The organism is Chryseobacterium oranimense (assembly GCF_900129755.1).
Lineage (GTDB): Bacteria > Bacteroidota > Bacteroidia > Flavobacteriales > Weeksellaceae > Chryseobacterium > Chryseobacterium oranimense.
Genome location: NZ_FQWT01000001.1, coordinates 1,178,969 through 1,204,906 on the forward strand (window position 1 = coordinate 1,178,969; position 25,938 = coordinate 1,204,906).

At 37.8% G+C, this 25,938-nt stretch carries 27 protein-coding genes and 1 pseudogene; 12 read left to right on the plus strand and 16 right to left on the minus strand.

All coding sequences use genetic code 11. The annotated features are described in order from the left end of the window. Positions 1 to 113: 113 nt before the first annotated feature. Both BUB03_RS05430 and BUB03_RS05435 read right to left on the minus strand, forming a co-directional pair. Positions 114 to 836 carry a phytanoyl-CoA dioxygenase family protein gene (locus tag BUB03_RS05430; RefSeq protein WP_073060887.1) on the minus strand — a complete coding sequence of 241 codons (723 nt, stop codon included), beginning with the start codon at positions 834 to 836 and terminating at the stop codon, positions 114 to 116. Continuing rightward, positions 836 to 2,086 (minus strand): dicarboxylate/amino acid:cation symporter, encoded by a 1,251-nt coding sequence (locus BUB03_RS05435; RefSeq protein ID WP_040997841.1) that lies wholly within the window; start codon positions 2,084 to 2,086, stop codon positions 836 to 838. Before BUB03_RS05435 ends, BUB03_RS05430 begins: the two co-directional genes overlap by 1 nt. Positions 2,087 to 2,308: 222 nt before the next feature. On the opposite strand from BUB03_RS05435, the gene BUB03_RS05440 reads away from it, so the two are divergent. The 3 genes from BUB03_RS05440 (at position 2,309) to BUB03_RS05450 (ending at position 5,435) form a co-directional block, all read left to right on the plus strand. Continuing rightward, positions 2,309 to 2,797 carry a BON domain-containing protein gene (locus BUB03_RS05440; RefSeq protein ID WP_040997843.1) on the plus strand — a complete coding sequence of 163 codons (489 nt, stop codon included), beginning with the start codon at positions 2,309 to 2,311 and terminating at the stop codon, positions 2,795 to 2,797. Between the two features lie 9 nt (positions 2,798 to 2,806). Continuing rightward, on the plus strand, positions 2,807 to 3,226 hold the full coding sequence (locus tag BUB03_RS05445) for an SH3 domain-containing protein (RefSeq protein ID WP_040997845.1): 420 nt from the start codon (positions 2,807 to 2,809) through the stop codon (positions 3,224 to 3,226). A 349-nt stretch (positions 3,227 to 3,575) separates the two neighbouring features. After that, positions 3,576 to 5,435, plus strand: coding sequence for a CocE/NonD family hydrolase (locus tag BUB03_RS05450; protein WP_073060890.1), 1,860 nt, complete (start codon positions 3,576 to 3,578; stop codon positions 5,433 to 5,435). A 99-nt stretch (positions 5,436 to 5,534) separates the two neighbouring features. Here the strand turns inward: BUB03_RS05450 and BUB03_RS05455 are convergent, their stop codons facing one another. The 4 genes from BUB03_RS05455 to speB all read right to left on the minus strand — a co-directional run bounded on the left by BUB03_RS05455 (position 5,535) and on the right by speB (position 9,511). Next, the gene (locus tag BUB03_RS05455) at positions 5,535 to 6,143 is read right to left on the minus strand and encodes an alpha-ketoglutarate-dependent dioxygenase AlkB family protein (protein WP_040998376.1); all 609 of its coding nucleotides are present in this window, start codon (positions 6,141 to 6,143) and stop codon (positions 5,535 to 5,537) included. Positions 6,144 to 6,152: 9 nt separating this feature from the next. Beyond that, the gene (locus BUB03_RS05460) at positions 6,153 to 7,541 is read right to left on the minus strand and encodes a toxin-antitoxin system YwqK family antitoxin (protein ID WP_073060893.1); all 1,389 of its coding nucleotides are present in this window, start codon (positions 7,539 to 7,541) and stop codon (positions 6,153 to 6,155) included. A 183-nt stretch (positions 7,542 to 7,724) separates the two neighbouring features. Further along, positions 7,725 to 8,585 carry a bifunctional helix-turn-helix domain-containing protein/methylated-DNA--[protein]-cysteine S-methyltransferase gene (locus BUB03_RS05465; RefSeq protein WP_073060896.1) on the minus strand — a complete coding sequence of 287 codons (861 nt, stop codon included), beginning with the start codon at positions 8,583 to 8,585 and terminating at the stop codon, positions 7,725 to 7,727. A 68-nt stretch (positions 8,586 to 8,653) separates the two neighbouring features. Next, positions 8,654 to 9,511 (minus strand): agmatinase, encoded by an 858-nt coding sequence (speB, locus tag BUB03_RS05470; protein WP_073060898.1) that lies wholly within the window; start codon positions 9,509 to 9,511, stop codon positions 8,654 to 8,656. Between the two features lie 226 nt (positions 9,512 to 9,737). On the opposite strand from speB, the gene BUB03_RS05475 reads away from it, so the two are divergent. Next, positions 9,738 to 10,397: an HAD family hydrolase gene (locus BUB03_RS05475; RefSeq protein WP_073060901.1), complete on the plus strand. Its 660-nt coding sequence runs from the start codon at positions 9,738 to 9,740 to the stop codon at positions 10,395 to 10,397. Between the two features lie 165 nt (positions 10,398 to 10,562). Here BUB03_RS05475 and BUB03_RS05480 read toward each other — a convergent pair whose 3' ends face one another. From BUB03_RS05480 to BUB03_RS05500, 5 genes are all read right to left on the minus strand, one after another. Next, positions 10,563 to 11,954, minus strand: a complete 1,392-nt coding sequence (locus BUB03_RS05480) for a type III PLP-dependent enzyme domain-containing protein (RefSeq protein WP_040997853.1) — start codon at positions 11,952 to 11,954, stop codon at positions 10,563 to 10,565. Positions 11,955 to 12,064: 110 nt separating this feature from the next. Next, positions 12,065 to 12,940, minus strand: coding sequence for a tyrosine-protein phosphatase (locus BUB03_RS05485; protein ID WP_073060904.1), 876 nt, complete (start codon positions 12,938 to 12,940; stop codon positions 12,065 to 12,067). A gap of 154 nt (positions 12,941 to 13,094) precedes the next feature. After that, entirely contained in the window at positions 13,095 to 13,724 is a 630-nt protein-coding gene (locus BUB03_RS05490; protein ID WP_073060907.1) for a thiamine diphosphokinase, read from the minus strand. Continuing rightward, positions 13,714 to 14,283 (minus strand): cob(I)yrinic acid a,c-diamide adenosyltransferase, encoded by a 570-nt coding sequence (locus BUB03_RS05495; RefSeq protein ID WP_073060908.1) that lies wholly within the window; start codon positions 14,281 to 14,283, stop codon positions 13,714 to 13,716. The genes BUB03_RS05490 and BUB03_RS05495 overlap by 11 nt, the downstream gene beginning before the upstream one ends. Before the next feature lie 346 nt (positions 14,284 to 14,629). Then, complete coding sequence (locus BUB03_RS05500) at positions 14,630 to 15,214, minus strand: hypothetical protein (RefSeq protein ID WP_073060910.1); 585 nt, start codon at positions 15,212 to 15,214, stop codon at positions 14,630 to 14,632. Between the two features lie 186 nt (positions 15,215 to 15,400). Between BUB03_RS05500 and BUB03_RS05505 the strand changes: the two genes are divergently transcribed. Continuing rightward, positions 15,401 to 15,892 (plus strand): DinB family protein, encoded by a 492-nt coding sequence (locus BUB03_RS05505; RefSeq protein ID WP_040997862.1) that lies wholly within the window; start codon positions 15,401 to 15,403, stop codon positions 15,890 to 15,892. 271 nt (positions 15,893 to 16,163) lie between these two features. Here BUB03_RS05505 and BUB03_RS05510 read toward each other — a convergent pair whose 3' ends face one another. Then, entirely contained in the window at positions 16,164 to 17,117 is a 954-nt protein-coding gene (locus BUB03_RS05510) for a helix-turn-helix transcriptional regulator (protein ID WP_073060911.1), read from the minus strand. 99 nt (positions 17,118 to 17,216) lie between these two features. On the opposite strand from BUB03_RS05510, the gene BUB03_RS05515 reads away from it, so the two are divergent. After that, complete coding sequence (locus BUB03_RS05515) at positions 17,217 to 17,786, plus strand: Crp/Fnr family transcriptional regulator (RefSeq protein ID WP_073060912.1); 570 nt, start codon at positions 17,217 to 17,219, stop codon at positions 17,784 to 17,786. A gap of 76 nt (positions 17,787 to 17,862) precedes the next feature. Then, a complete protein-coding gene (locus tag BUB03_RS05520; protein ID WP_073060913.1) occupies positions 17,863 to 18,327 on the plus strand; it encodes a carboxymuconolactone decarboxylase family protein in 465 nt (154 codons plus the stop codon). Positions 18,328 to 18,441: 114 nt separating this feature from the next. Here BUB03_RS05520 and BUB03_RS05525 read toward each other — a convergent pair whose 3' ends face one another. From BUB03_RS05525 to lptB, 3 genes and pseudogenes are all read right to left on the minus strand, one after another. Next, on the minus strand, positions 18,442 to 20,169 hold the full coding sequence (locus BUB03_RS05525; RefSeq protein ID WP_073061331.1) for an ABC transporter ATP-binding protein: 1,728 nt from the start codon (positions 20,167 to 20,169) through the stop codon (positions 18,442 to 18,444). Between the two features lie 157 nt (positions 20,170 to 20,326). Further along, entirely contained in the window at positions 20,327 to 20,578 is a 252-nt protein-coding gene (locus BUB03_RS05530) for a hypothetical protein (protein ID WP_073060914.1), read from the minus strand. Positions 20,579 to 20,915: 337 nt separating this feature from the next. Continuing rightward, positions 20,916 to 21,641, minus strand: a pseudogene (gene lptB, locus BUB03_RS05535) (LPS export ABC transporter ATP-binding protein); the annotation flags it as partial. 274 nt (positions 21,642 to 21,915) lie between these two features. On the opposite strand from lptB, the gene BUB03_RS05540 reads away from it, so the two are divergent. The 3 genes from BUB03_RS05540 to BUB03_RS05550 all read left to right on the plus strand — a co-directional run bounded on the left by BUB03_RS05540 (position 21,916) and on the right by BUB03_RS05550 (position 23,389). Next, positions 21,916 to 22,272 (plus strand): TM2 domain-containing protein, encoded by a 357-nt coding sequence (locus BUB03_RS05540; RefSeq protein ID WP_317041467.1) that lies wholly within the window; start codon positions 21,916 to 21,918, stop codon positions 22,270 to 22,272. A gap of 155 nt (positions 22,273 to 22,427) precedes the next feature. Then, positions 22,428 to 23,156 carry a hypothetical protein gene (locus BUB03_RS05545; RefSeq protein WP_073060916.1) on the plus strand — a complete coding sequence of 243 codons (729 nt, stop codon included), beginning with the start codon at positions 22,428 to 22,430 and terminating at the stop codon, positions 23,154 to 23,156. A gap of 44 nt (positions 23,157 to 23,200) precedes the next feature. Then, positions 23,201 to 23,389, plus strand: coding sequence for a bacteriocin (locus BUB03_RS05550; RefSeq protein ID WP_073060917.1), 189 nt, complete (start codon positions 23,201 to 23,203; stop codon positions 23,387 to 23,389). 69 nt (positions 23,390 to 23,458) lie between these two features. Here the strand turns inward: BUB03_RS05550 and hemB are convergent, their stop codons facing one another. Then, positions 23,459 to 24,448, minus strand: coding sequence for a porphobilinogen synthase (gene hemB, locus BUB03_RS05555; protein ID WP_048502343.1), 990 nt, complete (start codon positions 24,446 to 24,448; stop codon positions 23,459 to 23,461). A gap of 118 nt (positions 24,449 to 24,566) precedes the next feature. Here hemB and BUB03_RS05560 point away from each other — a divergent pair, with 118 nt between their 5' ends. Further along, a complete protein-coding gene (locus tag BUB03_RS05560; protein WP_040997875.1) occupies positions 24,567 to 24,917 on the plus strand; it encodes a T9SS type A sorting domain-containing protein in 351 nt (116 codons plus the stop codon). A 104-nt stretch (positions 24,918 to 25,021) separates the two neighbouring features. After that, complete coding sequence (locus BUB03_RS05565; protein WP_073060918.1) at positions 25,022 to 25,933, plus strand: ABC transporter ATP-binding protein; 912 nt, start codon at positions 25,022 to 25,024, stop codon at positions 25,931 to 25,933. The last annotated feature ends 5 nt before the right edge of the window (positions 25,934 to 25,938 follow it).

Consider the following 25,938-nt stretch of genomic DNA (forward strand, 5'->3'; position numbering starts at 1 on the left):
GGGGGTATTTTTATTGAATGCTTCGACTCCGCTCAGCATGACATCTCTAATATTAACTATTCGTGTTGAATGTTGTCATGCTGAGCGGATTCGAAGCATTTAAGTTATATATTTTAATTGATTCTCTCAGACCAATTCAGTTCTTCCGGCAGCTCCATATCAGAAAATTCTATATGAATCACTCTTCTTCTCCTTCCATCTGTGGTTCTGTTGGAACCATGAAGTGTCAAGGGTTTCATAATCATAATTCCGCCTTTTTCTACCTTGCAGATCTCTTCGGTTTCCACATTCCAATCAATAGTTTCGGGTCTGTAAATTCCTTTAGCGTGTGATCCCGGAACGACTTTAAGCGCTCCATTATTTTCATCAGTATCATCCAGATGGATTCTTATGGTGTAGATATTTTCAAGAACAGGCAGAGGTGGCTGCACAGCAAACTGGTTTTTCTTTGTCGTCCATGGTCCAAAACCCTGCATTTTAAGTTTTTTATCTACCGATATGGTAAGATCCTGATGATAGGCAACATACCAGTTCGAGGTTTCCGGCTTATCAAAATAAATACTTTTTACTACAAAATATTTTTCTCCGAAAAGTTCTCTGATAATAGCTTTGACATTACCATTAAACACAAGACTTTTAATTTCCGGAACTTCCTTCAAAAACTGTCTCACAGCGAAAAGGTCATCAGATTTTCTGAAGTTTTCTGCGGATGTATCTGCATTCTGAATAACCTCAATTATCTTTTTGATCTCATCATCAGTAAAAACAGAATCTATTACTGTAAAGCCGTTTTTGAGAACAACCTTTTTATGATTGTCTAAATACTGTTCTGTCATTACACTTCCTGAGGAGTATTTTCCAGCTGCCCTTCCCACTTGGAAACAGCTGAAGTAGCCAGAGCATTTCCTAATACATTCGTCATACTTCTACCCATATCGCAGAAGTGGTCAATTGGCAGGATCAATGCGATACCTTCCGGTGGAATTCCGAACATGGAACATGTCGCAACGATGATCACCAGAGAAGCTCTCGGAACACCCGCAATTCCTTTTGAGGTTAACATAAGTACTAAAAGCATTGTAATTTGCTGCCCCAGTTCCATTTCAATTCCGTAGATCTGGGCTATAAAGATGGAAGCAAACGTCATATACATCATACTTCCGTCAAGATTGAATGAATATCCTAATGGCAAAATGAAAGATACTACCCTGTTATTACATCCGAATTTTTCAAGCTCTTCCACCAGTTTCGGGAAAACAGCCTCAGAACTTGTTGTAGAGAACGCTATCAGTAACGGAGCCTTGATTCTTTTTAATAATTCGAAAAGACGGTTTCCTAAAATCAGGTAACCCACCAGGAGAAGTACAAGCCAAAGTACACCTAACGCAAAGAAAAAGTCCCTCAGATAAATGGCATATACTTTAAATATTTCAAACCCGTTGACAGCAACTACAGCGGCAATAGCTCCCAAAACACCAAGTGGGGCAAACCACATAATATAGCCTACCATCTTAAGAATGGCATGGGCAATAATATCGAAAAGTTTTACCACAGGTTTTGAATATTCTTCCCCTAAATTGGCTAACGCCACACCAAACATGATGGAAAACACTACAATCTGTAGTACTTCATTGGTGGCAAAGGCCTCAAATAAACTTTTAGGAATCATGTGCTTTACGAAGTCTTCCAGAGAGAAGCTCTTACTGGTTTTTAAAAGATCTTCCGCGGCGGCGGCATCCTGGATCGGCAGTTTGGTTACATGCCCAGGCTCAAGCCAGTTCACCAGCATCAATCCTATAAAAAGGGAAACCAGGGAAGCTGTAATAAACCACAACATTGCTTTCGTTCCCACTCTTCCGATCATTTTGATATCGCTCATTTTGGCAATTCCCACTACCAGGGTTGTAAAAACCAGCGGTGCAATGATCATCTGTACAAGCCTGATGAAAACCGTTCCCAGCAGTTTGATGTTTTTGGAAAAGGGTTCTGCACTCTCAGGATACTGTACGTGTACCATACCTCCGATTCCTACTCCCAGGATAAGTGCAACGATAATGGCAATAAAAAGTTTATTTTGTCCTTTCATATAAATAGTTCAATTCCCACAAATATAATAGTTTTTCAATTGGTACAAGATTTTGTCTGAATCCGGTTAACTCCAGATTAAGTTTATAATACATTAAAATTAAATCGCTGATTTCGAAAATATTGTAAAAAATTTAAGAAACATTTATTGAGTTTTTATTCTTTTGGTACAAATTTTATTATTACATTTGATTGTATTAACAACATTAATAAATATACAACTATGAAAAAAACTATCGCAATGGCTGCATTAGCTCTAGCTATATCCTTTGGAGCGGTTTCTTGTAAAAAGAAAGTCTCTGATGCTGATCTTCAGACTCAGGCTACAACTGTGGTAACTTCTAATCCCAATGCTTCTGTGGAAGTAAAAGAAGGAGTGGCTCATTTAAGCGGAACTTTTGCAGACCAGCAATCGAAGGATGCCATGATCGCCAAATTAAAAGCTATCAACGGAGTAAAAGACGTAATGGATATGTCTACTATTGCTGCTCCAGTTGAAACGGCACCGGTAGAAACGGCATCTGCTGTAGATCCTGCAGTTCAGAAAAAAGTTCAGGATGCTGTTAAAGATTTCCCTTCTGTAAAAGTTGAGGTTGTAAACGGGCAGCTTACCCTTACAGGAAATGTTTCAAGCCTTCAGGCAAGAAAGATCAAAGAATCTGTGGATGCTTTGAAAATCGGAAAATATAACAATAACCTAGTGGTAAAATAATTTTTTAAGATGAGCACATTACAAGATAAATATTCAAGCGTAGTTTCAGCAGCACAGTCTGCAGGAATTTCCAACCTTCAGGTTCAGGAGCAGGACGGTATCCTATACGTTACAGGAAGTGCTTCCAATACAGCAGCAAAAGATGCGGTATGGAACGCTTTAGGAGCTATTGATTCCACGTATTCAGCTTCAGACATCAACATTGATGTACAGGTAGCAGGATTAACTTCTGGGGCTTCTTTAACAGTAGCTACTGAAGATTCTAATCTGAACATCAGACAGGAGCCTTCTACTGAAGCTGCTGTAGTAGGAAAAGCTGCAAAAGGTTCATCGGTAACTTTAATCGAGCAGACTTCTGATGACTGGTGGAAAGTTAAGACAGATGATGGTCAGGAAGGATATGCTTATTCAAGATATTTAAGAGCATAATTTTTCAGAAACTGATTTCAAAAACAATACAGACATCCCCGCTTGGGGATGTTTTTTTATTTACCTACGGCTTCACCTTTTCAACAGCAGACTGATTCTCAGAATGATTTTGAATAATCTAAGTAAGAAGTTTAATAAATTTATTGGAAAAAGGACATTAAAGAATCTACGCCATCTGCTAAATCTGCGAGCAAAAAATACTCTCTCTCTCAAATTTAGCAGATCAAACGGATGTTTGTGTTTTATTGGCATTTAATGAAGATGGATTTATTTTTTATTTTAGTTAAAGATTGAAGATATACTATGGATCGGAAACGATTTATTTCTAAATTAGCCGTAAATTTTATTTATGAAGATCCATATTTCAATTTTATTTATTTTCTTTTTCATCCTTGGGCATACTCAGAACGCAGACCAGAAGGATACTTTTGTAAAAGACAATTTCACCAAAAAGGAAGTCTACATTCCGATGCGTGACGGAGTAAAGCTTTTCACAGCGATATATATTCCAAAGGATATTTCGAACAAAAACAAATATCCTTTCCTGATGCAGAGAACCTGTTACAGTATTGCTCCTTATGGCGAAAACGAATATAGAACCAAACTGGGACCCAATGCTTACCTGATGAAGGATAAATACATTTTTGTATTCCAGGATGTACGTGGAAGGTATATGAGCGAAGGCACTTTCACCAATATGACTCCCCAGGTGGACCGAAAGACCAAAAAGGATGTAGATGAAAGTACAGATACCTATGACACGATAGAATGGCTTCTGAAAAATGTGAAAGATAACAATGGCAAGGCGGGTCAGTACGGAACTTCATATCCCGGGTTTTACACTGCAGCAGGAATATTGGCGCAGCACCCTGCCTTGGTAGCTTCGTCTCCGCAGGCTCCGATTTCCGATTTCTGGAATGATGATTTTCTTCATAACGGAAGATTTATGCTGGGATATTTCAGAACATTCCCTGTTTTCGGAGTTCAGAAAACAAAGCCTGAAAACAAAGCCTGGTATATGGATAGTTTTGTAAAGCAGACTTCGGAAGACGGTCTTAAGTTTTACAGAGACATGGGAACTTTGAAAGACGGCTATGAAAAATACTATCAGAACAATTTCTTCATGACCGAGATTATGAACCATCCGAACTATGATGAGTTCTGGCAGAAAAGAAGCCTCCTTCCCCATTTGAAAAATGTAAATCATGCCGTAATGACTGTTGGCGGCTGGTTTGATGCCGAAGACCTTTCCGGGCCTCTGAATATTTACAAAACCATAGAAAAAACAAGTCCGAAGGCCAAAAATACGATCGTCATGGGACCTTTCTCTCACGGAGCCTGGGCTCAGGAACAAGGTAAACACTTCCACAACCAGATTTATTTCGGGGACAGTATTGCAACGTATTATCAGAAGAATATTGAAACTAAGTTTTTTAATCATTATTTAAAAGGAAATATAAAAGAAGATGCCGGGCTTCCGGAAGCCCTGATGTACGACACAGGGTCTAAAGAATGGAGAGAATTTGCTTCTTATCCTCCAAAAAATGCCCAGAAAGTTAATTTCTATTTAGCAGGTGGCACTTTAAAAAATACAGCAGGACAAGGATTTTCAGAGTATTACAGCGATCCGAACAATCCTGTTTTAAGCTCGGACAACCTGAAAGATTTCAACGGCTTTACGCCTAAAAATTATATGTCCGAAGATCAGAGGTTTGCAGTGGGAAGACCTGATGTTTTAACGTTTACAACGGATGTTTTAACGGAAGATATAAGTTTTGCAGGAGAAATTATGGCTAAACTGAATATTGCCTCCAGCTCTACTGATGCAGATTTTGCCGTAAAGCTGATTGATGTTTATCCTGAAGATTTTAAGCCTTTAGAAAAGAAAGACGGAGTGATCTATCCCAACTATCACCAAATGGTAAGAAGTGAGATTATGCCGGCAAGGTTCAGAAATTCCAGGGAAAAAGGAGAAGCTTTGGTACCTGAACAGAAAACAGCAGTGAATTTCAGGCTGCAGGATGTCATGCATACTTTCAAGAAAGGTCACAGGATCCAGATTCAAATCAGCAGCACATGGTGGCCGCTTTTTGCCATCAATCCTCAGAAATTCATGGAGAACCCGAATTTTGCCACGAAAAAAGATTATACAAAGGCATTTATCAAAGTATATGATGACAGTTCCATTGAAGCTGACGTGTTGAAATAATAAATACGGTTTAAAAAGTATAAACCCCGGTCGCTGAGGAACCTCAGCGACCGGGGTTTTTTATGGTTTCAGATGGCTTCTGGCCTAAGCCACCTTATTTTATTCCTCAATTGTTCTGAACGTCAGATTCACCCTTGGTGTTTTCACTTTTGTCGTCGGGGGAAGCCTGTGCAGCCAGTTTTCCTGCGTCGTTCCTTTCATGATGAGTAAGCTTCCGTTTTCCAGGAATATTTCCACCTTTTCTTTGGTTGTTTTATGTTTAAATAAAAACTTTCTTTCTGCCCCGAAAGTAAGGGAGGCAATGGCGCCATGTTTTTTAAGATCGGTTTCGCCGTCGCTGTGATAGGCCATCCCTTCACTTCCGTCATGATATAAGTTGAGAAGGCACGAATTGTAGGTTTCTCCTGAGACTTCTTCACATTTTCTTTTTAGTTCCAGCAGCTCTGGTGTCCAGAATCTGGCCAGTTTTGTACGCTTTGAATAAGTGTATTCAAAGGCTTTTTCTCCAAACCAGGCCACTTTTCTTTTCGTTAGAATTAACTTCCCGAAGATCATCGCTTCATCATTTTCCCAGGGAATCTGATGCAGCAGATAGTCATAAAAGAACTGAGACTTTTCTTTATTAAAAACCTTTCCGTAATAATGTACAGTGCCGTCGTGCGGAAGAATATTTAAAGGGAATTCTGACATTTCCTCAAACAGATTCATCATAATTAATTAAGTTTTATAAAAATAAATAACAATTACCACAATAATGACCATCACCAGCAATATCTTCAGCCATTCATATATTTTTTCCTGTTTCCTGATTTTTGCTAACTGAAGATCCCTTTCCTCTTTTTCAAGTTTTTTTTTAATTTCATCTTCTTTCCTCTGTTTGAGGATATTTTTATAGCTTTCACTGGAATACTCCCAAACAACCTGCTCCGTTAATGGAGTCTGTTTGATGCTTTTGGGTTCATGAACAGCAATGGATTCTATCTTCCCTTCTCTGTTCCAGTTTTTTGTGATCCTGAGATCTCCGTCTTTATAGATAAATTCATAGCCCTTATTTCCATAATTTTCAGCATCAACAGCTACATCATCATGATAGTACACCGACTTCCTGACAGGTTTTCCGAAAGAAAAGCTTTTGACATTACTTATTTTTCCATTTTCATACCAGTATTTAAAATCGCCGTCGGGGATATCATTTATATAAAAACCTTCCCCTCTTTTTCTTCCATCAGGATAAAGAAAGGTAATCCATCCGTTTTTAATATGCTTTTTGAGCATGCTATGGGGGTTATTCTTAAAATATTCTTCCTTTCCATCCCAGTTATTATAAAAGTGGTTAAACTGCCACGGAAAAATCAGCTCGGAAATGCGTTCCAAATCCAATCCAAGCTGCCCTTTTTCTTCTGCAATAAATTTAATTACAGCACATGGCGGGTCAATTCCCAAGTTTTTGTAGGCACAGAGCTTATGATGACCGTCCAGAATATATTCGTGCAGATAGTTATCCTCCAGAAATTCAGAAGTAAAAATAATGGCAAACGGCCTTGCCCCGGAAGAAATCAGACTTTCATAATGCTGTATAAGGTTAATGTTGGTTTCTTGCCTGGATTTCCATGCTACGAAAGGCAGTTCATATTCGTTGAAACGATAAGTGCTGTCGTACTGGCCGCGATAAGTATAGTCATAGATATTATTCTGATATAATTTCCCGTTATACTTTTCTATTTCTTTTTCTACTTCTTCCCTGTTAAGCCTTTCTTCCGCAAAAGCAGCTATGGGACCAAAGCTTTTATGCAATCTATGTTCTGAAAAGCTAAGATGATATTTTCCGTTTTTTAATAACCGCAGCAAAGGCTTTAAAACATCAAATAAATCTTCAATCCGGTCTGTATAATCTACATCCAGATCAATATTCTGTAATGTATTATTGATTAAATATTTACTTTCCTCATCAACAGGAAGCAATACTAAATTTTCATCACCGGGATCATCACAGTCATCCCAAAGAAAAAGTACGGGACTTTTTCCTATCGTAAGGCTTTCACTGTAATATCGGGGTTCATAGTTAATAGAAAGCAGACCTTTCCCATACTTAATTTCAAAGTTCATTGATGAGATGTTATCAGTTCGAAATCTATATTTTAAAATCTAAAGGTAATATAAAACATAAACCGAACAAATAAATTTCAAAGGTAGTATCAATAGGAACGGGCTTTAGCCCGTTTCATCCATCAACAACATACAGTCAGGCTTTAGCCAAAACCTAATTGATTGAGTTATCTGCCCAATACATTACAATACAATAGAATTTCCGGAATAAATCTTGGAACTTTCCCAGCCTATAATAGCATGCTTCCGGGTACTTCCCCACCTGTAACCGCCGAGATTCCCGGTAGACTGAATAACGCGGTGGCACGGGATAAGAAATGCAACAGGATTACTGCCAATAGCCGTCCCAACTGCTCTGGAAGCATTAGGATTTCCTATTTTCTCTGCCAGATTGCCATAAGTGGAAAGTTTCCCCATTGGGATAGACAGAAGACTTTCCCAGACTTTAAGCTGAAAATCTGTACCTTTTAAATGTAATTTAATCGTGTTGAGCTTTGTCCAGTCCTGACCGAATATGGAGAGGGCATTTTTCTGAAGAGCATCCTGTTTTTCAAAAAAAGAAGCATTGGGAAACTTAGCATATAAATTTCCCAATGCAGTTTCTTTATCGTCTTCAAAAGCCATGTAGCAGATCCCTTTTTCTGTAGATGCTGCCATTACATATCCAAAAGGACTTCTGGAAAAACTGTAATTGATGCTCAGGCTTTTTCCGCCGTTTTTATATTCCGCCGGAGACATGCCTTCTATTTTCACAAAGAGGTCATGAAGCCTGCTTGTGCTGGAAAGCCCCGTCTCGTAAGCGGTATCAAATAAACTCGCTTTTTCTTCTTTCAGTAAATTTTTAGCATGTTCAAGACTGATGAACTGTAAAAATTTCTTCGGACTTGTTCCCGCCCAATCCGTAAATATTTTCTGAAAATGGGCCGGGCTCAAATGTATATTTTCTGCCACTTCCTCCAAACTCGGCTGAAGCCTGAAATTGCCCCGGATATATTCTATCGCTTTGGCAATTCTGTTATAATCTATTTGATTTTGTGTGGACATAGTATTTCTTTTTTACCTCACAAATTTCCAAAGAATATACGGCAGAAAAAATCCGATTCTTGCGGAATTTAGTTATTGTTATAAATATGATTGTAAGCAAGCATCTTGTAATATAACTTGGCAGCAAGGAAAGCAGTTGGCTTAGCCATCGGAGAATCCATTAATTCTACGATATCAAAAGCTACAACGTTACATTTTTCAAATACTTTTCTCAATAATTCCAATGTCGGATACCACTGAAGTCCACCCGGCTCCGGAGTTCCCGTAGAAGGAGCAATAGACGGGTCAAATGCATCAAGATCGATGGTGATATAAACGTTTCCAGAAACTTTTTCCAGAACATCATTGATCCAGTTGTCATTATTGGCAATCTCATGGGCAAAAAATACTCTTCCTTCCGGCAGGTACTGAGCTTCTTCCGCATCCATAGAACGGATTCCCACCTGAACCAGGTTGTGTTTCTGGTTGGCTTCAAAAACCGCACATGCATGGTTTGAAGTAGACCCATGAAATTCAGGACGTAAGTCTGTGTGGGCATCAAGCTGAAGAACGGTAAGATTTTCAAACTTCTCTCCTACGGCACGGATAGAACCGATAGAAACAGAATGCTCACCTCCGAAAAGGGTAAATACCTTCCCTTCATTATTTAAAAGCTCTTTTGTTTTCTGATACACTGCTTCCGTCATTGCCTCAGGAGTAGAATTTTCGGAAACTTCTCCCGCCAGGTATACCCCGTCAAGATAAGGTTCAGTACCTGTTTCAATGTCGTAAAGCTCCATGTTTTCAGAAGCATCAAGGAATAATTCCGGGCCTTTATCCGCTCCTTTTCCCCATGTTGATGTTCCATCGTAAGGAACGGTTACCAGCATTACTTTAGAGTTTTCTAATGTTGCATTTTCTTCAGGAATTCCTGCGTATGTTCTCATGTTTTATTTAAAAAATTAAATGTTTTAAAGATTGAATGATTCCGCAAAGATACAAAGAAGTTGGAAGCAGGATGCAAGAGGCCGGAAGTTTTTGGAAGGCAACCCAAAAGACCTATGTTGAAAAAAACAAGTTATCTTATAAATTTTAATATCCTATTGCCATCTTCAGGCTTCCACTCCTCTTTACCATTTAAATATTAAACCTTATTTTTGCAAAAAACAAAATATGTCTTTAAAAGCTGTTCTTTTCGACATGGACGGGGTTATTGTAGATACGGAACCACTGCACAGAAAAGCTTATTTTAAAACCTTCGATGAACTGGAAATTGCCGTTTCCGAAGAACTGTACAGCTCTTTCACCGGAGCCTCTACCAAAAAAGTATTTGAAACGCTGATCGGGAAATTTGGTTTAAAGCAGACGCATGAAGCCGCTTCGGGTATCAAAAGATCTCATTTCAAAAATTACTTCGATACTGATGAGGAATTCGATCTGATTCCTGGTGTGAGAGAGCTCATCCAACATTATCATGAAAACGGGATCAAACTTATTCTTGCTTCTTCAGCTACGATGACGACCATTAATATGGTTTTTGATAAGTTCGGACTTGAACAATATTTCAGCGGAAAAATCAGCGGTGCAGACCTGAAAGAATCCAAACCTCATCCTGAAGTTTTTCTTCTGGCTGCAGAAATGGCAGGAGAACCTGTAAAAAACTGCATGGTTATCGAAGATTCCACCAATGGAATTCTTGCGGCACACAGAGCCGGGATTTTTTGCGCTGCTTACCGGAGTCCCCATTCTAAAAATCAGGATTATACTTTAGCGGATATTGTTGTTTCAGATTATGAAGAGCTGGAACTTGAAAAGCTTTCAAAATATTTTTAAATGATAAAAGCTCTCAAAATTGAGAGCTTTATTTTTTATAGCTGGTCTTAATGATTCTTAAGCCTTAATAAAAATCTTAATGGTTAAAAAATTGAAACATTAAGAACAATTAAGTTGAGATTGCTCCGTCACTTTCGTTCCTCGCAATGACAGGTTAAGATTTTATTAGTAACCTAAGATTTTCAAAATATCTTCAGGTTCCTGCTTTTCACGGAAAATTTCATACTGAAGCTCACCGTTTTCATCTTTCTGGATGAGGACGTGCCTAGGCTGCGGCATCAGACAGTGGTGAACACCTCCATACCCTCCAATCGTTTCCTGATAGGCTCCTGTATGGAAAAAACCAATATAAAGAGGCTTGGTATCACTGAAAACCGGCAGGTAGATGGCATTGGTATGCTGCTCAGAATTATAATAATCATCCGAATCACAGGTTAACCCTCCTAAAAACACTCTTTCGTATGTATCCTCCCATCTGTTCAGCGGAAGCATGATGAAGTGTCTTGAGATGGCCCAGGTATCGGGAAGTGTGGTCATGAATGAAGAATCGATCATATTCCACTTTTCTCTGTCATTCTGACGTTTCTGGGAAATGATCTTATAAAGGTTGGCACCGCTCTCTCCTACGGTAAAGCTTCCGAACTCTGTATAGATATTAGGTTCTTCCACTCCTTCCTCTTCACAGAATTTTTTGATCTGTGAAACGATCTCCTCCACCATATACTGGTAATCGTACTCAAAGTTTAAAGAAGTTTTGATCGGGAAACCTCCACCGATATTCAGTGAATCCACTTCCGGGGCAATTTTCTTCAAACGTGCATACACACGAAGACATTTATACAATTCATTCCAGTAATAAGCCGTGTCTTTGATCCCTGTATTGATGAAGAAGTGAAGCATTTTCAGTCTTGCGTTCGGGTGCTCGGCAATTTTCTGACTGTAGTAAGGAATGATATCTCTGTATCCGATCCCTAATCTTGAAGTATAAAATTCGAATTTCGGCTCTTCCTCTGAAGCGATTCTGATTCCGATGTCGAAGGTGGTATCAATGCTTTCTGTAAGCTTATCCAGCTCGCGGTAGTTATCCAGGATCGGGGTAATATTTTCAAAACCACTGTTGATCATTTCTGAAATTTTCACCAGATAATCATCGGTCTTGAATCCATTACAGATCACTTCAATATTTTTATCTACTTTTCCTTTCTCATAAAGAGATTTTACAATATCCATATCATAGGCGGAAGAGGTTTCTATAGAAATGTCATTCTTAAGAGCTTCTTCAAGCACAAAATTGAAATGGCTGGATTTTGTACAGTAGCAGTAGGTATAATTCTTTTTATAATCGGCTTTCTCAAAAGCTTCCCTAAACCAGTTTTTCGCCTTCTGGATGTTTTGAGAAATTCTTGGCAGGTAGCTAATTTTTAGCGGGGTGCCAAATTTTTCAACGACTTCCATTAAAGGAACATCGTGAAATAACAAATTGTTCTCAGAAACATTAAATTCCTCTGTAGGAAAATATAATGTCTGATCAATAAGTTCCGAGTACTTTATTTTCATTTCTTGACAAGTGAATTACGAAATGCAAAATTGCTAAAAAAGTTTGATTTTTAAGCGTTAAATTTATTATAAATTTCAAAAGGGAAACCTGCAAAAATCCAGACAGATTATCAATTTGTAAACTTCTTAATATATTCCTCCCTTTTATTCTCTGAAATCCCCAGAACCTGTTGAATATAAGTATCGATCGAACCGTATTTCTTAGAGATTTCATTAAAAGCAGCATCAAGATATGCCGTTTCCACCCAACTCAGTTTTTCAAGGACTTTTACATCCATTTTGGGATAGAGAAAATGTAAGTTATTTGCCAGACGGAGCCTTTTATGAACGAGTTTTTCCCTGTAATTGTTTGATAAGAGATAATCATTATAAATTGTTTCTTTATCAAATTTCAAAATGGTTAAAATCAAAGCGGTGGTAATTCCTGTTCTGTCTTTCCCTGCCGTACAGTGATAAAGAACGGGTTGATCAGATTCCAGGATTTCAGTGATTATTTTTCTGATCGTCTCCGGGTTTTCGGTTACATATTCCCGGTAGAAATCTATCATTCTTTTGTCGGCATCAGAACCATTTACCTTTCCCCTTAAAACCAGTTTTTTAGCCTGTGACAGCTGATCTCCCTTATCTTCAAAGGCTGAATATTTTTTATAAATGATATCATCCGGAAGCCGGTCCGGCTTATCTGCAATTTCCTTTGAATTCCTCAGGTCGATCACTTCTTTTATCCCTAAATTTTCCAGTTCTCTGAACGATCTTTTTTTCAGGTGATGAAGATGGGCACTTCTGTAAAATATCCCTTCCTTTAAAGTTCTCCCTTCCGAATTCCGGATGTTTCCTGGTGTACGGAAATTATGTACTTTTTTAATCTGAATGGGCATTCCGTTTTCTGTTTTTCCGTATTCGGGCGCAGAAAAATGCTGTGTTTTGCATGAGAAAATACATAATAATGAAATGATGAGAAATGATATTTTGGCTAGATTTTTCATTTTAATCCCACAGATTCTCGGGTTTCACGGATAAATGTGGTTTTTGATTTGGAGTTTATGTTTTGGCTAAAGCCAATTGATTTTATATTTTAATGGGCTAAAGCCCATTCCTATTGATATGCTTTTCGTAAAAATTTCGTTATCGATACTTCAATTACAAATATTTTTTCCCGATAAAAATTAATAAATCTCCTTTTTCATATTCAATGGAAACTTCATCTTCAACGGCAAAATTACGGGTCCCGATCCTTGAGGTGATGCTTAGGCTGCCATTCGTTAAAGGCCAGTTAACTCCTTTGGTCGTAATATTTTCAACATACGGAAAAGGATATAAAGAGATCATTTTATTATTCACTCCTTTTACAGAAAAGCTTGGGGGAATAAAATAATACTCGGAGAACTCGTCATAAAATTTCAGATTCATTTTATCTTTAAAAGTATAGGCGACCGTCAGATTTCCCAGGAAATGATCCTGTTCACCACCACTTCCTCCGAATACATCGACCGTACTAAAACCCTGTTGCAGAATCAGGTCCAGCGCCTTATGAAAATCCGTTTTGTCCTGATCGGGTGTATGAATAAACTTTTTGTGATAAATATTTTCATCCGACCCAGAATGAGAATCAAAATCACCTGAAATAAAATCCAGTTTTTCCAAAGGAAATCCCATATTCTTCAAGTAGTGGAAAGCACCATCCGTACAGGCAATAAGTTCATATTGACCCGCATCCGGAAGCATTTTCGGTGCGTCTCCGTTGATAAAAAGCAATACTTTACCTCTCATTCGGATTCCAGTATTCTTCCGGTTCGTTATTGATTTTTGAAATATATCTCGCCAAGACGAAAAGATAATCTGAAAGTCTGTTCAGGTACTTAATCAGTTCCGGACGTACTTCTTCAGACTCATTTAAGAAAACAAGCGAGCGTTCTGCTCTTCTGCAAATGGTTCTCGCCGCATGTAAAAAAGTTGCAGGTTTTCCACCGCCCGGAAGAATAAAATATTGAAGCGGCTCCAGTTTATCATCAAAAGCATCCATCCACTGTTCCAGCTCTTCAATCTCCGTATCTGAAATGATCAGAGGTAAACGTGATTTCCCGTTGGCCAGCATTAATTTATCAACCGGTGTTGCTGCTTCTGAGCCTACTGTAAACAGGTCAAACTGAATTTTTTTTAACTGCTTCAAAACTCCCTCATCCTCAATATGGCTTTTTGCGATCCCGATGAATGAATTCAGCTCGTCTATATTTCCATAGCTGTCCACTCTTGCACTGGCTTTGGAAACTCTTGTACCGCCATATAATGCAGTCTGTCCTTTATCTCCTGTTTTCGTATAAATTTTCATAGTACTAAATTACTTTATTTTGTACAATGTAAAAAGTAAAATCTATTAATGATTTTTAGTTTTATCTCTTCAGGATGATCTTTCTAACAATCCGGAGTTTCGCATACTGTCATCCTGAGCGGAGTCGAAGGATGTCATTTACAAGATAGTTGATTTTTATTCCCGCAGATATCTCAGATTGACGGATTTTGAATTCCAGATTTACATTTTGGCTAAAGCCGGATTGTGAATTTTATTTTAAACGGGCTAATTGAATGTGTTCATATATAGGTCAAGTCTCTTCAGAACTTTATCACTTCTATGCCTTTTCAAAAAAAATGACCGGATAAATCCGGTCACTTACAAATTATTTATTTACCTCTACGTATTGTATGATGGTCTGGTTTTTAGGGTTATAGATTATTGTGCTGTTGTTGGGAAACCTTTTCAGCTTATAATATTCTATATTTTTATCGTTTTTGATATCTTCCAGGAAGCTGGTATCAATCGTATTTTCAGGAAGGAATTTAGAGACAAAACTTATTTTGTCAATAATACTTTGCCCGTCTATCTTACGGGCTGTTTTATCAGATTTATTTTCGTCGGTAGATGGCTGTTTTTCCAGGAAAGGAAGCAGGACGGCGATATCAGACTTATATTTGAAGATATATCCTTCAGAACCATTAGGGAATTTAAATTTCTTTCCGGTATCCTCAGTCACTATTGGTTTTCCTTCAGCTGGAAATACCTGGTTAAACTTTACATCCTGGGAATTTGTTAAAGAATTAATGGATTCACTGACAGTTTTCTTTACGGTTTCTTCCACTGCCTGCTGAGCTTTTTGCTGTACAGTTTCGGCTGTTTTCTGGACGGTCTGGTCTATTTTCTCTTCAATTTTATTACATGAGATTAGTAAAAAAACAGGAATAACAGGCAAAATATACTTCTTCATTTCGAGATTTTAATAGCGTTGCATTTTCTTAATTCATGCAATTTACATCTAAACGGAGAAATGACCTTTTATATTTTAATAAAGAAATAAAATATTTTTTTTAAAACTCATAAATCCTACTGACAAACTGTTGTCATAACCCTGTCATACCTTTGTATCATTAATAACAAACTAAACAATACAATTATGACAACTACAGCAACAGCCACTAAGCAATTCATGACATCTGATCAATTATTAGAGCACTGGCAGGGACATAGAAACCTGACAAGAAGAGTGATCGAAGCTTTTCCGGAAAAAGAATTATTTGAATTTTCCGTAGGCGGAATGAGACCTTTCGCAAAACTGGCAGGAGAGCTGATCAGTATTGGCGGACCCGCTTTGAAAGGAATTATTAACAAAAACATGGAAGCTTACGATGAGGAAGGATTCAACCCGAAAACCAAGGAAGATATCCTGAAAAAATGGGACGAGGAAACAGAAGTGATCAATCATTACTTCAACCAGATTACTGAAGAACGTTTCCAGGAAACTTTCAATTTATTCGGTCAGTACGAATTTCCGGTATACCAGAACATTCTTTACTTCATAGATAATGAAATTCACCACAGAGGACAGGGATATACCTACCTGAGAGCTTTAGGAATTGAGCCCCCTTTTTTTTGGGAGAGATTTTAGGATCATTAATGCCTTTGTTCAAGCTGAAAATGATGATTCAATCCAGACAAAAAGATGAAACAGCAGGATCAAATTTATTCAAATTATCCATTCATTAAATATAGACACCCCCGATTTTGTTGTTTTTGATTTTTGTCTTGGTTTAAAATCTCTTTATTTAAATTTATATGAATTTCTAAAAATCCGGCTTCACATTCGTGAAGCCGGATTTATATGGTTTTATCAAGATAAATATTTATACCACTCTGCTATTGTTTCTGATTCAATTTTCTTAGTCTATTTTTTTTGAAATATTTTCTACCAGGTTTTTAAGCTTGACTTTTAAGGATTCCGGTTCTAAAATGGTTGCATAATCTGCAAAAGTGATCAGCCAGCGCGGGAAACCTTCTTTTATCCATTCCGTATCAAAAGTCATTTCAATTCCATCCTCAGTCTCCTTTTCTTCAATAAAACCGTAATACCTTTTTGAATTAACAATATGCCCTACTATTTTCTTATCCACTAAAAGTCGCACCCTTGTTTTCTCTCCGTTTGAATATCTTCTGTAATCATTGATCTGTCCGTATTCCTGGGAAAAAGGATTCTGGGTTTTGAAAATCTGCTGGATCCTGTCCACCCGAAACTGTCTGAAGTCTTTTCTCATGGTACAGAAAGCCATTATGTACCAGTAATTGAATTCAAAGAAAATACCGACCGCTTCGATGGTCCTGTTGGTTACCCGGGAATCAACTGTCTTGTATTCAATGATCAGCTGGGTTTTATCTGCAATACTTTCCAGGATGGTAGGAATCACATTCTTGATACTGTTATCCGATTGTGTATGATGATTATAAACATCAATCTGTTTTTCAATATTCTGTATCAGGTTTTTATCTGAATTCCGAAGTACAGAACGTACTTTTTCCATGGCGATCTGATAATGTGCTCCCAGACTTTGATGGGAGAATTTCTGCATCAGCTTTTCGGCAGTGATAAAACTCAGTACCTCTTCTTTTGTAAACATAATGGGCGGAAGCTTATAGCCATCCATCAGTGAATATCCGTTTCCTGCTTCACCTATAATGGGAATTCCAGCATTTTCCAGGGTTTTTACATCCCGGTAGATGGTGCGGATGCTTACATCAAATTTGGCAGCAAGATCCTGTGCCCTTACTGTCGGCTTCGACTGTAATTGCGTGAGAATAGCTGTTACCCTGTCCAGTTTTTTAAGATAGTGATCGTTCATATTTGATATAGCAAATCTATCAATCTTTTTTGGGTCATCACATAAATTGACCTTGTTTTTATTTATATTTAAATCTTTATTCATTCTATTTATTTGAGTATGAATCCTACCAGCTTTATCCAAACCATCGAAAGTATAAGTAAGCCTGAACAGCCTGTTATGGATGTTTTGGTTTCAAATCTAGAATTAAAAACTTACCGGAAAGGCGATTTTCTTCTAAAAGGCGACGAGACCTGCCGGTACTTTTATTTCCTTGAAAAAGGCCTGGTAAAACTGTTTTTTGATAATGGTGACAAAGATTTCATTATGACTTTCTTTTCTGAAAATTCTTTTTTCACTGAGCTGAGCGGCTTTTTAACGGGTAATCCATCAAAATATATGATTGTTGCCCTTGAACCCTGTAAAGTTTTCCGCATTCATAAAAATGTTATTGAAGATGTATGCAAGAAATACCATAGTGCAGAAACTCTCTTCAGCAAACTTTACCGAAAAGCTCCTGTCAATATGATGGGAAGAATCAGTGAAATGCTTGAAGATGAAGGCAAGAAGCGGTATAATAATTTTCTGAAACAAAGGCCTGACCTTATCCAGCGTATCAGCTTGGGAGATCTGGCAGATTATATCGGGATCACTCAGGTTTCTCTAAGCAGAATCCGGGCACAAAAATAGTTTTTTATCATATGTAAAAAAATTCCGGAAAATTGCAGTCTACATTTGTGACATAATTAATCAAAAACAATTTATTATGTCACAAAGAATTAATGCATTTGCAATGGGAAACAAAGCTGTAAACGCCCTTCATCATCTGGGATCTCAGCTACAGCATTCATCACTGGACCGTTCGTTCCTGGAACTTCTGTATTTCCGTGTTTCCCAGATGAACGGATGTGCTTTCTGCCTGGATATGCACTCCAAAGAATTAAGAGCCAGCGGCGAAACCGAGCAGCGAATATTTTTGGTGAGCGCCTGGAGGGAATGTTCTTTTTACACGGACAGAGAAAAAGCAGGACTGCTATGGGCAGAAACCTTAACTTCTTTAAACGGGAAAGAGGTTTCCGATGAAATTTATTCTGAAGTTACTCAACATTTTTCTGAAACTGAAATACTGGATCTCACTATGGCTGTGATTGCGATCAACAGCTATAACAGAATCAATATTGCTTTTGGAGCAGATGTAGGGACTTATCAGGTTGCTGAGAAGGCACAGTAAAATCATTTTTTAACGCAAAGTTTTATCATGACTGCTTTTGATTAGGCTGATGATAGAACTTTGCATTTAATCTCGTGTGGGAAGCTTTAAAATGGTCTTGTAAAATGAAGATTATTAGTTATCCTTAAAAGTACTTACCAGCTTATCCAGATTTAAACTTCTGGCAGAGGCATCAAAGATCTCACGGTAAGTTCCGTTCAGCTGAACCAGCTCATCATGAGTTCCGCTTTCTACAACCCTTCCTTTTTTCATCACATAAATAGTATCAGAATCAAGAATCTGTGACAGTGAGTGAGAAATAATAACCACCGTACGTCCTTCTTTGATGGCATCCAGGGAGTTTTTAATCTGTTCGGTAGCAATAGCATCCAGGCTGGCAGTGGGTTCATCCAGGAAAATAATCGGTGGATTTTTCAGGAATAATCTGGCAATGGCAATTCTCTGCTGCTGCCCTCCTGAAAGCTGGGTGGCATCATGCTGATAACCATCCGGAAGATCAAGGATCTGGTCATGCAGGTATGCTTTTTTGGAAGCTTCCTGAATTTCCTCAAAGCTGGCGTTCATATCACCATAACGGATATTATCCTCAATACTTCCCTGAAAAATATGGTTCTTCTGAAGCACCAATCCTAAATCGTCCCTCAGAAAAGTATTGTCATACTCATCTAAATTGACTCCGTCCAGCAGGATTTCTCCTGAATCGGGAAGATAAAATTTACACAAAAGGTTAATGACCGTAGACTTTCCGGCCCCACTTAATCCTACCAATGCCGTGGTTTTCCCATTCTCTATCTTCATGGAAACATTATGTAAAGCCTGGGTTCCGTTCGGGTAACTGAAATCTACATTTTTTAATTCAAAATTACCTTTGATCTCCTTTTCTACAAAGGTTCCGTTCGGTTCTTTCTCGTCATCGGCATTGAGGATTTCAAAATAGCCTTCCGCATAGATCATGGCATCATTCATATCATCGTAAATTCTGTGTAGCTGACGTATAGGAGCTGAAATATTGTTAAAAAGCATAATATGAAGCATAATAGCTCCAATCGTCATCTGTTGATCGAGTACCAGATAAACCGTTAGAAGAATGATTAAAACCACTCCAAACTGTTCTATAAAAGTTTTCAGGCCATCATAGATAAAGTTGGTTTTTCTCGTGAACATCTGACTTTCCATCAGTTCCATCTGCAAATCATACTGTTTTTTTCCTTCAAATTTTTCACGGACAAAACTTTTGATTACCATAATGGAATTAATCAGATTCAAAAGTCCGGAAGTCTTCCTTTCCCGCTGATTTCTAAGCTGGCGGCGTACTCCTCCAAGCTTTTTCGCCTGTAACGAACTGATATAAAAATAGATGGGAACAATGATCGTAGAAACCATCCCTACATACACATTCTGCATGTACATAATGATGAGAGCGATAATGGCATTGGAAAAAAGCGGAAGTATATCGATGAAAAAATTCTGTACAAGTCTTGTCAGACTTTCTATCCCACGGTCTATCCTGATCTGAAGTTTTCCGGATTCATGGTTTTCATCATTGAAATAAGCAACTCTGTACATCAGGATTTTGTCAATAGCTGATTGTGCAAGAACGGAGCTTACATTGATCCTTATTTTTTCACCATAAAATTTTTGTCCGAAATTGATAAAAATATTAAGCAGTTCCTTCCCCAGCAAAATGATAGAAATGACGATCAGAATATGAATACCCTCAGACATAGGATGCGGAAGATGGGTAAGTTTGGTCACCTCATCTACCGTATATTTTAAGACAATTGGATTGACCTGTGCCGCAAGAGCCCCTAAGAAGGTCAGAAACAACGTCCCGTAAATCATTAAACGGTAAGGTTTTATAAATGGAACAAGCTGTTTATAGATCCCGAATAAAGTGACTGTTCTGTTAAAAGGTTTTGCCATAGAAGTTATTTTAACTAAAAAACGTACCGTTTCAGAGAGAAAAGGTACGAATCATTATTAATTGACATTTTAAGATTTATTTAAAAATCTTCAATGTGCCATCATCATTTATATACTTGAATTGATAGTTTGAATCAATAATCTTTCCACCTATTTGCACAAAAACTCCCCACATTCCTGACCAATCTTCAAAATCTTTTTCATCAGATGTATCCCAACGGATCATTGTTGAAAATTTATGGAGTTTTAAATTCACTATAACTCCGTATTCATTTTCCAAAAAAACTTTGGTCCCAACTTGAAAGTCTTCATATTTATAATCATCCATTTTATCCCTCGTAAAAATAGGTTGTCAGGTAATGCAGTTCTGGTTTGCTTGCTGCTTTGGATTCAGCTTCTGCCTGTTCCAGGGTGTACTGCGTGGTCAGTTCTTTTCTTTGAAAGATAAATGAATTATTAGCATTTTTGTCCACCACATCATTGAAGATATGCTCAATTTCAGAGTTGGCAAGCGATGCAAAGCTAATGTCTTCAAAACCGTACATCAGTCTCAAATCATCAAACTGACTGAAATTTTCATCTACAAACCCCTGAAACTGTGCTTTTGAATCAAAATTACCTGCCCAGATGTTATAAATATATTTTTTCTTTTTCGGTTTGTCTAAAATACTCTGGTAGACAAAGTTTTCACCAAGATAGGCTTCTCTCACCTGAGGATCGTTAGCAAGGTCTTCCGGAAGTCCTTCTTTCAGGATATTTCCTTCAAACATAATGTATGTTTTGTTGGTAATTGCCAAGGTCTGCTGCACATTGTGATCCGTGATCAGGATTCCGATATTTTTGTCTACAAGACTTCTTACGATTTTCTGAATATCTTCTACCGCAATGGGGTCTACTCCCGCAAAAGGCTCATCCAAAAGGATAAAATTTGGGCTCGTGGCAAGACATCGCGCGATTTCCGTTCTACGTCTTTCTCCTCCTGACAAAAGATCTCCCCTGTTTTTACGTACATGCTGCAGGGAAAACTCTTCGATCAGTTCATCACACTTAATCTGCTGCTCACGTTTTGACAATTTTGTAAGCTGTAAAACACCCATAATATTCTCTTCTACAGAGAGTTTTCTGAAAATGGATGCTTCCTGCGCAAGATATCCGATTCCCTTTTGGGCCCTGCGGTACATGGCATCAGTGGTGATCTCCTGTTTATCGAGAAAAATCTTTCCTGAAGTAGGTTTAACCAATCCAACGATCATATAGAATGAAGTGGTCTTTCCTGCCCCATTCGGGCCCAGCAAGCCAACAATTTCTCCCTGTTCTACCTGTACAGAAACGCCTTTTACTACTTTTTTAGGACCGTATTCCTTGATTAAGTTTTCTCCTCGTAAAATCATAGGAGCAAAGATAAAGTTTTTTTGAATTCAAATTTTAGATTATAAACGGTAAACGTTTTTTTGAATGGTCATTTTATTTTCCAATAATTCGGAGATATTTAAATTTTGGTTAAAGCCATGAATCCCGACATTTTTTATTGTAAACGGGCTAAAGCACGTTCCTATTGATTACATCCTTCTACTACACTCAGGATGGCAGATTTACTACTCATTGCTAAATTCATGATCATATTTCGTTAAAAATTAAACATTTATAGTATTATTTTGTAACTCTATGAAATTTTATCCGACCTATTGCAAAAGCATTTATAATCATCACAATACATTAACAATGGAAAATTACGGTTATACAAAAACAGAAGGCACGCAGAATCCTAATCCTCAAAATAATATGCCTTACCGATCGGAGAAGAAAATTCCGGCAGCGATACTGGGAATCCTTGTCGGCTGGCTGGCTTTAAATAAATTCTATCTGGGCTATACGAAAGAAGGCGTGATCCAGCTTGTTCTGAATATCATCACTTTTGGAGCCGCTTCTATTATTCCTTTTATTGAAGGGATTTTGTACCTGTTCATGAGCGATAAGCAGTTTGATGACACCTATGTATACGGGAGAAAAGGATGGCTTTAGGAAGAGGATAGGTAAAGGCAGCTAAGAAAGCTGATAAAGCTAAGAAGGGGAAGGCTAATAAAGCAAATTCCCCTTTTCACTCTTTTGCCTTTCTACGCTTTCGCCTATTATTTTATTTCCCTATTTTTATGTTACCAAATCAAGACTTAAATTATATGGAAAATAATAAAGACCTTACAGATCTTCTTGCCCTGGATCTGGGTATTAATATTGTAGACAGAAGGCCTTATGCCAAAGAAGTTTTCAAATGGCAGGATATGGATCTTCTTCCCCACTCGTCTACCGATACGCTTCTTTGCGAAATCTTCGAATGGAACGGAAGAAACTGGAGAACGACGGGAAATAACCTCATCGGATACCTGTTTTCCGGAGATCTTCTTAATACAGTCAAACAGCAGCTGATCAACACACCCAAGCACCCTGCATTGATCCCTGACTTTGAATTCACAAAAGAAAGCATGGTGGAATACGGTCTCTCCCTACCTTCCCTCTTTAATATCGGAGTGAATGGAGATATTAAAAATACCAAGAGTTTCTCTGTAAGAGTGAATGGGGTAACCAAATCCAGGATTACCAATATTGATACTCCGGGAATTGAAATTCTGAAAAATTACTCTTTGTTTACCCAAAGTAAATCCAAGACTTACAGAAAAAATATTAAATTCAATTATCTGAGTACTTCTCTTTTCTATGCAGAAAGTGTAGAGATCTTTCTTGAAAAGGAATCTGGGGTTGGAGTAGATGTGAGCTTCCAGACTGAGAATGTAGAAGTGGATGCTAAAATAGATACAGACACAAAGAAACATTTTGTTTTGAAATATTCCGGGAATCAGGCTCCTTTTGCTGCAAAATTTACCAAAGGAAAAGATTTCAACATCATGTGATAAATTTTCACTATTTTAGTTTCACTAACCTATAAATATTTGTCATGAAAAAGTTAACAAAAAAAGAACTGAAGAACATTAACGGTGGAAGTATCAGATTTCCTGATGCCAATGGTAATTGTCCTGCAGGATGGTATTTGTGTCCCACCAATGTATGCGTAAATGATAATGGGGGTGAAAATCCTATTCAACCGGGAGATCGCGATTATTTCGCCTGCTTCGGTCACAACTAATAATATTTCTTTATGATATAGAAACTGCGCCTAAAATTTCATTTTAGGCGCAGATCATTTGTTTAGTGATTATTTGTTAAGAATCATTGCTGCTTCTTTTGCAAAATAAGTAAAGATCATATCTGCTCCGGCTCTTTTGAAGCAGGTAAGGCTTTCAATGATTGTTTTGTCATTATCCAGCCAGCCGTTCTGTGCTGCTGCCTTTACCATCGCATATTCTCCGCTTACGTTATAAACCGCTATGGGAAGATCAATGGCTTCACGAACTTTGGAAACAATATCAAGGTAAGGAAGTCCCGGTTTGATCATAATAATATCTGCCCCTTCGTCAATATCTTTAAATACTTCATTCATAGCTTCACGGGAATTGTGGAAGTCCATCTGATAGGTTTTTTTATCTTTCGGAATCTCCATATTATCCTTTGGTGCGCTGTCCAGAGCACTTCTGAAAGGTCCGTAGAACGAACTTGCGTATTTTGCGGAATAGCTCAAAATTCCAACATCGGTAAATCCGCTTTCTTCCAAAGCTTCACGAATGGTAAGAACTCTTCCATCCATCATATCGCTTGGTGCCACAATGTCAGCCCCGGCTTCAGCATGGGATACGGACATTCTTGCCAGTGCATCATTGGTAGCATCATTTACAATCTTTCCGTTTTCGATGATTCCGTCGTGTCCGTAGATAGAATAAGGATCCAAAGCTACATCAGGCATCACAATCATTTCCGGAACTGCATCTTTAATCGCTTTGATCGTCTGCTGCATTAAACCGTCTTTGTTCCAGGCTTCTTTTCCGGTATTGTCTTTCAAATGTTCTGACACTTTCATGTACAGGTTGACTGATTTTACACCCAAGGAAAAAAGCTCCTTACATTCTTTCACCGTCAGATCTATGCTCCGCCTGAAAATTCCCGGCATCGACGGGATCGCTTCCTGCTGGTTTTCGCCCTCCATTACGAAGATAGGCATTACAAAATCATCAGTCGTAAGGATATTTTCTCTTACTAAACTTCTGATAGATTCATTAACTCTAAGCCTTCTATTTCTTGAATGTATCATTTTGGAATACTTTTTGAATAAGTTTCCACAAATTTACTACAACTTATATAAAAAACTATTGTATAGAATTGTAGAATTGTTTATTTTTGTTTTAATACATTCGAGAAATTATAATTTGATGAAAAAACTTTTACTTTTATTTATCTTTATCGGCGCTTTCGTTGGATTTTCCAACAATATGCAAGCACAGCTAAGAGAGCCGGGATCTCCTTCACAGAAGTCTGATGACGGGGTATTGGTAGCTTACCCAAATCCAGCAAAAGATTTCCTTCTGATCAAAGCGAAAGATTCTGCTTTAAAGATCAAAAGTGTAACCTTTTATTCAATATTAGGAACACAGGTAGCTAATTATTCTGTCAATATGAACTCCGGTGAAATCAATATTGAAAAACTGAAACCCGGAAAATATCTGATTCGCTATATTTTAAGCGATAATACCCAAAAGGTTACTCAAATTGTAAAACAATAAAATTAAATCCTGATAATCATCAGGATTTTTTCTTTTATCACTGTTCTGCCTTAATAATTCCGTAACTTTCAGAACTTTTTTAGACTCATTGTAAAAACAATTTAATGCTTAAAGCTGAACATATCAGAAAGACCTATAGCTCCGGAAAGAAAATAGCATTGGATGATTTCAGCATCCATGTTCCTCAAGGCAGTATTTATGGTCTTCTAGGCCCGAACGGAGCCGGGAAAACATCCTTTATCCGTATCATCAACCAAATTACCCAAGCCGATTCCGGAGACGTCTTCATCAATGGAAACAAGCTTAACCCCAGCCATATCCGGGACATTGGTTATATGCCGGAAGAAAGGGGACTTTATAAAAATATGAGTGTGGGTGATCAGATCCTTTATTTTGGGGAGCTGAAAGGAATGAGTAAAAACGATGCTTTAAATGAAGCTAAGAAATGGTTTGAAAAACTTCACATCGACCAGTGGTGGAAAAAGAAACTTTCCGAACTCTCGAAAGGGATGGCCCAGAAGATTCAGTTTGTAGTTACTGTTCTGCACCGTCCGCACCTTCTTATTCTTGATGAGCCTTTTTCAGGTTTTGATCCGGTAAATGCCAATTTAATTAAAGATCAGATTATTGATCTTAAAAATAACGGAACTACGATTATCCTTTCAACGCACAGAATGGAAAGCGTTGAGGAAATGTGCGATTATGTAGCCTTGATCAACAACTCTAAAAAAATCATCGACGGAAGGGTTTTTGACGTGAGGGAAAAATTTAAGAAAAATATTTTCGGGGTTACTCTTTCCGAGGTGGATGAGGCTAAATTTGAGAATTTTAAAACCAGCTATGATATTTTTAATTTCTCTAATGAAAACAACCTGATTTCTTTTGATCTTAAAAATGAAAGCGGACAGAATGATATTCTCCTGGACCTTATACATGTAGGAAAAGTAAGATCATTTGATGAGAAGATACCGAGTATGAACGAAGTGTTTATTAATGCTGTAAGCAATCATTCTTAATTTTT

What these genes read in the sequence shown, in the direction of transcription:
- BUB03_RS05465 (WP_073060896.1), bottom strand. Translation starts at nt 8,585, where the DNA reads ATGTCCACACAAAATCAAATAGATTATAACAGAATTGCCAAAGCGATA.
- BUB03_RS05515 (WP_073060912.1), top strand. Translation starts at nt 17,217, where the DNA reads ATGAATCCTACCAGCTTTATCCAAACCATCGAAAGTATAAGTAAGCCT.
- BUB03_RS05550 (WP_073060917.1), top strand. Translation starts at nt 23,201, where the DNA reads ATGAAAAAGTTAACAAAAAAAGAACTGAAGAACATTAACGGTGGAAGT.
- BUB03_RS05565 (WP_073060918.1), top strand. Translation starts at nt 25,022, where the DNA reads ATGCTTAAAGCTGAACATATCAGAAAGACCTATAGCTCCGGAAAGAAA.
- BUB03_RS05445 (WP_040997845.1), top strand. Translation starts at nt 2,807, where the DNA reads ATGAGCACATTACAAGATAAATATTCAAGCGTAGTTTCAGCAGCACAG.
- BUB03_RS05525 (WP_073061331.1), bottom strand. Translation starts at nt 20,169, where the DNA reads ATGATTTACGGGACGTTGTTTCTGACCTTCTTAGGGGCTCTTGCGGCA.
- BUB03_RS05480 (WP_040997853.1), bottom strand. Translation starts at nt 11,954, where the DNA reads ATGAAAATAAAGTACTCGGAACTTATTGATCAGACATTATATTTTCCT.
- BUB03_RS05510 (WP_073060911.1), bottom strand. Translation starts at nt 17,117, where the DNA reads ATGAACGATCACTATCTTAAAAAACTGGACAGGGTAACAGCTATTCTC.
- BUB03_RS05505 (WP_040997862.1), top strand. Translation starts at nt 15,401, where the DNA reads ATGACAACTACAGCAACAGCCACTAAGCAATTCATGACATCTGATCAA.
- BUB03_RS05475 (WP_073060901.1), top strand. Translation starts at nt 9,738, where the DNA reads ATGTCTTTAAAAGCTGTTCTTTTCGACATGGACGGGGTTATTGTAGAT.
- BUB03_RS05520 (WP_073060913.1), top strand. Translation starts at nt 17,863, where the DNA reads ATGTCACAAAGAATTAATGCATTTGCAATGGGAAACAAAGCTGTAAAC.
- BUB03_RS05430 (WP_073060887.1), bottom strand. Translation starts at nt 836, where the DNA reads ATGACAGAACAGTATTTAGACAATCATAAAAAGGTTGTTCTCAAAAAC.
- BUB03_RS05495 (WP_073060908.1), bottom strand. Translation starts at nt 14,283, where the DNA reads ATGAAAATTTATACGAAAACAGGAGATAAAGGACAGACTGCATTATAT.
- speB (WP_073060898.1), bottom strand. Translation starts at nt 9,511, where the DNA reads ATGAGAACATACGCAGGAATTCCTGAAGAAAATGCAACATTAGAAAAC.
- BUB03_RS05530 (WP_073060914.1), bottom strand. Translation starts at nt 20,578, where the DNA reads ATGGATGATTATAAATATGAAGACTTTCAAGTTGGGACCAAAGTTTTT.
- BUB03_RS05460 (WP_073060893.1), bottom strand. Translation starts at nt 7,541, where the DNA reads ATGAACTTTGAAATTAAGTATGGGAAAGGTCTGCTTTCTATTAACTAT.
- BUB03_RS05540 (WP_317041467.1), top strand. Translation starts at nt 21,916, where the DNA reads ATGAAATTTTATCCGACCTATTGCAAAAGCATTTATAATCATCACAAT.
- hemB (WP_048502343.1), bottom strand. Translation starts at nt 24,448, where the DNA reads ATGATACATTCAAGAAATAGAAGGCTTAGAGTTAATGAATCTATCAGA.
- BUB03_RS05490 (WP_073060907.1), bottom strand. Translation starts at nt 13,724, where the DNA reads ATGAGAGGTAAAGTATTGCTTTTTATCAACGGAGACGCACCGAAAATG.
- BUB03_RS05560 (WP_040997875.1), top strand. Translation starts at nt 24,567, where the DNA reads ATGAAAAAACTTTTACTTTTATTTATCTTTATCGGCGCTTTCGTTGGA.
- BUB03_RS05435 (WP_040997841.1), bottom strand. Translation starts at nt 2,086, where the DNA reads ATGAAAGGACAAAATAAACTTTTTATTGCCATTATCGTTGCACTTATC.
- BUB03_RS05500 (WP_073060910.1), bottom strand. Translation starts at nt 15,214, where the DNA reads ATGAAGAAGTATATTTTGCCTGTTATTCCTGTTTTTTTACTAATCTCA.
- BUB03_RS05440 (WP_040997843.1), top strand. Translation starts at nt 2,309, where the DNA reads ATGAAAAAAACTATCGCAATGGCTGCATTAGCTCTAGCTATATCCTTT.
- BUB03_RS05455 (WP_040998376.1), bottom strand. Translation starts at nt 6,143, where the DNA reads ATGAATCTGTTTGAGGAAATGTCAGAATTCCCTTTAAATATTCTTCCG.
- BUB03_RS05545 (WP_073060916.1), top strand. Translation starts at nt 22,428, where the DNA reads ATGGAAAATAATAAAGACCTTACAGATCTTCTTGCCCTGGATCTGGGT.
- BUB03_RS05485 (WP_073060904.1), bottom strand. Translation starts at nt 12,940, where the DNA reads ATGAAAAATCTAGCCAAAATATCATTTCTCATCATTTCATTATTATGT.
- BUB03_RS05450 (WP_073060890.1), top strand. Translation starts at nt 3,576, where the DNA reads ATGAAGATCCATATTTCAATTTTATTTATTTTCTTTTTCATCCTTGGG.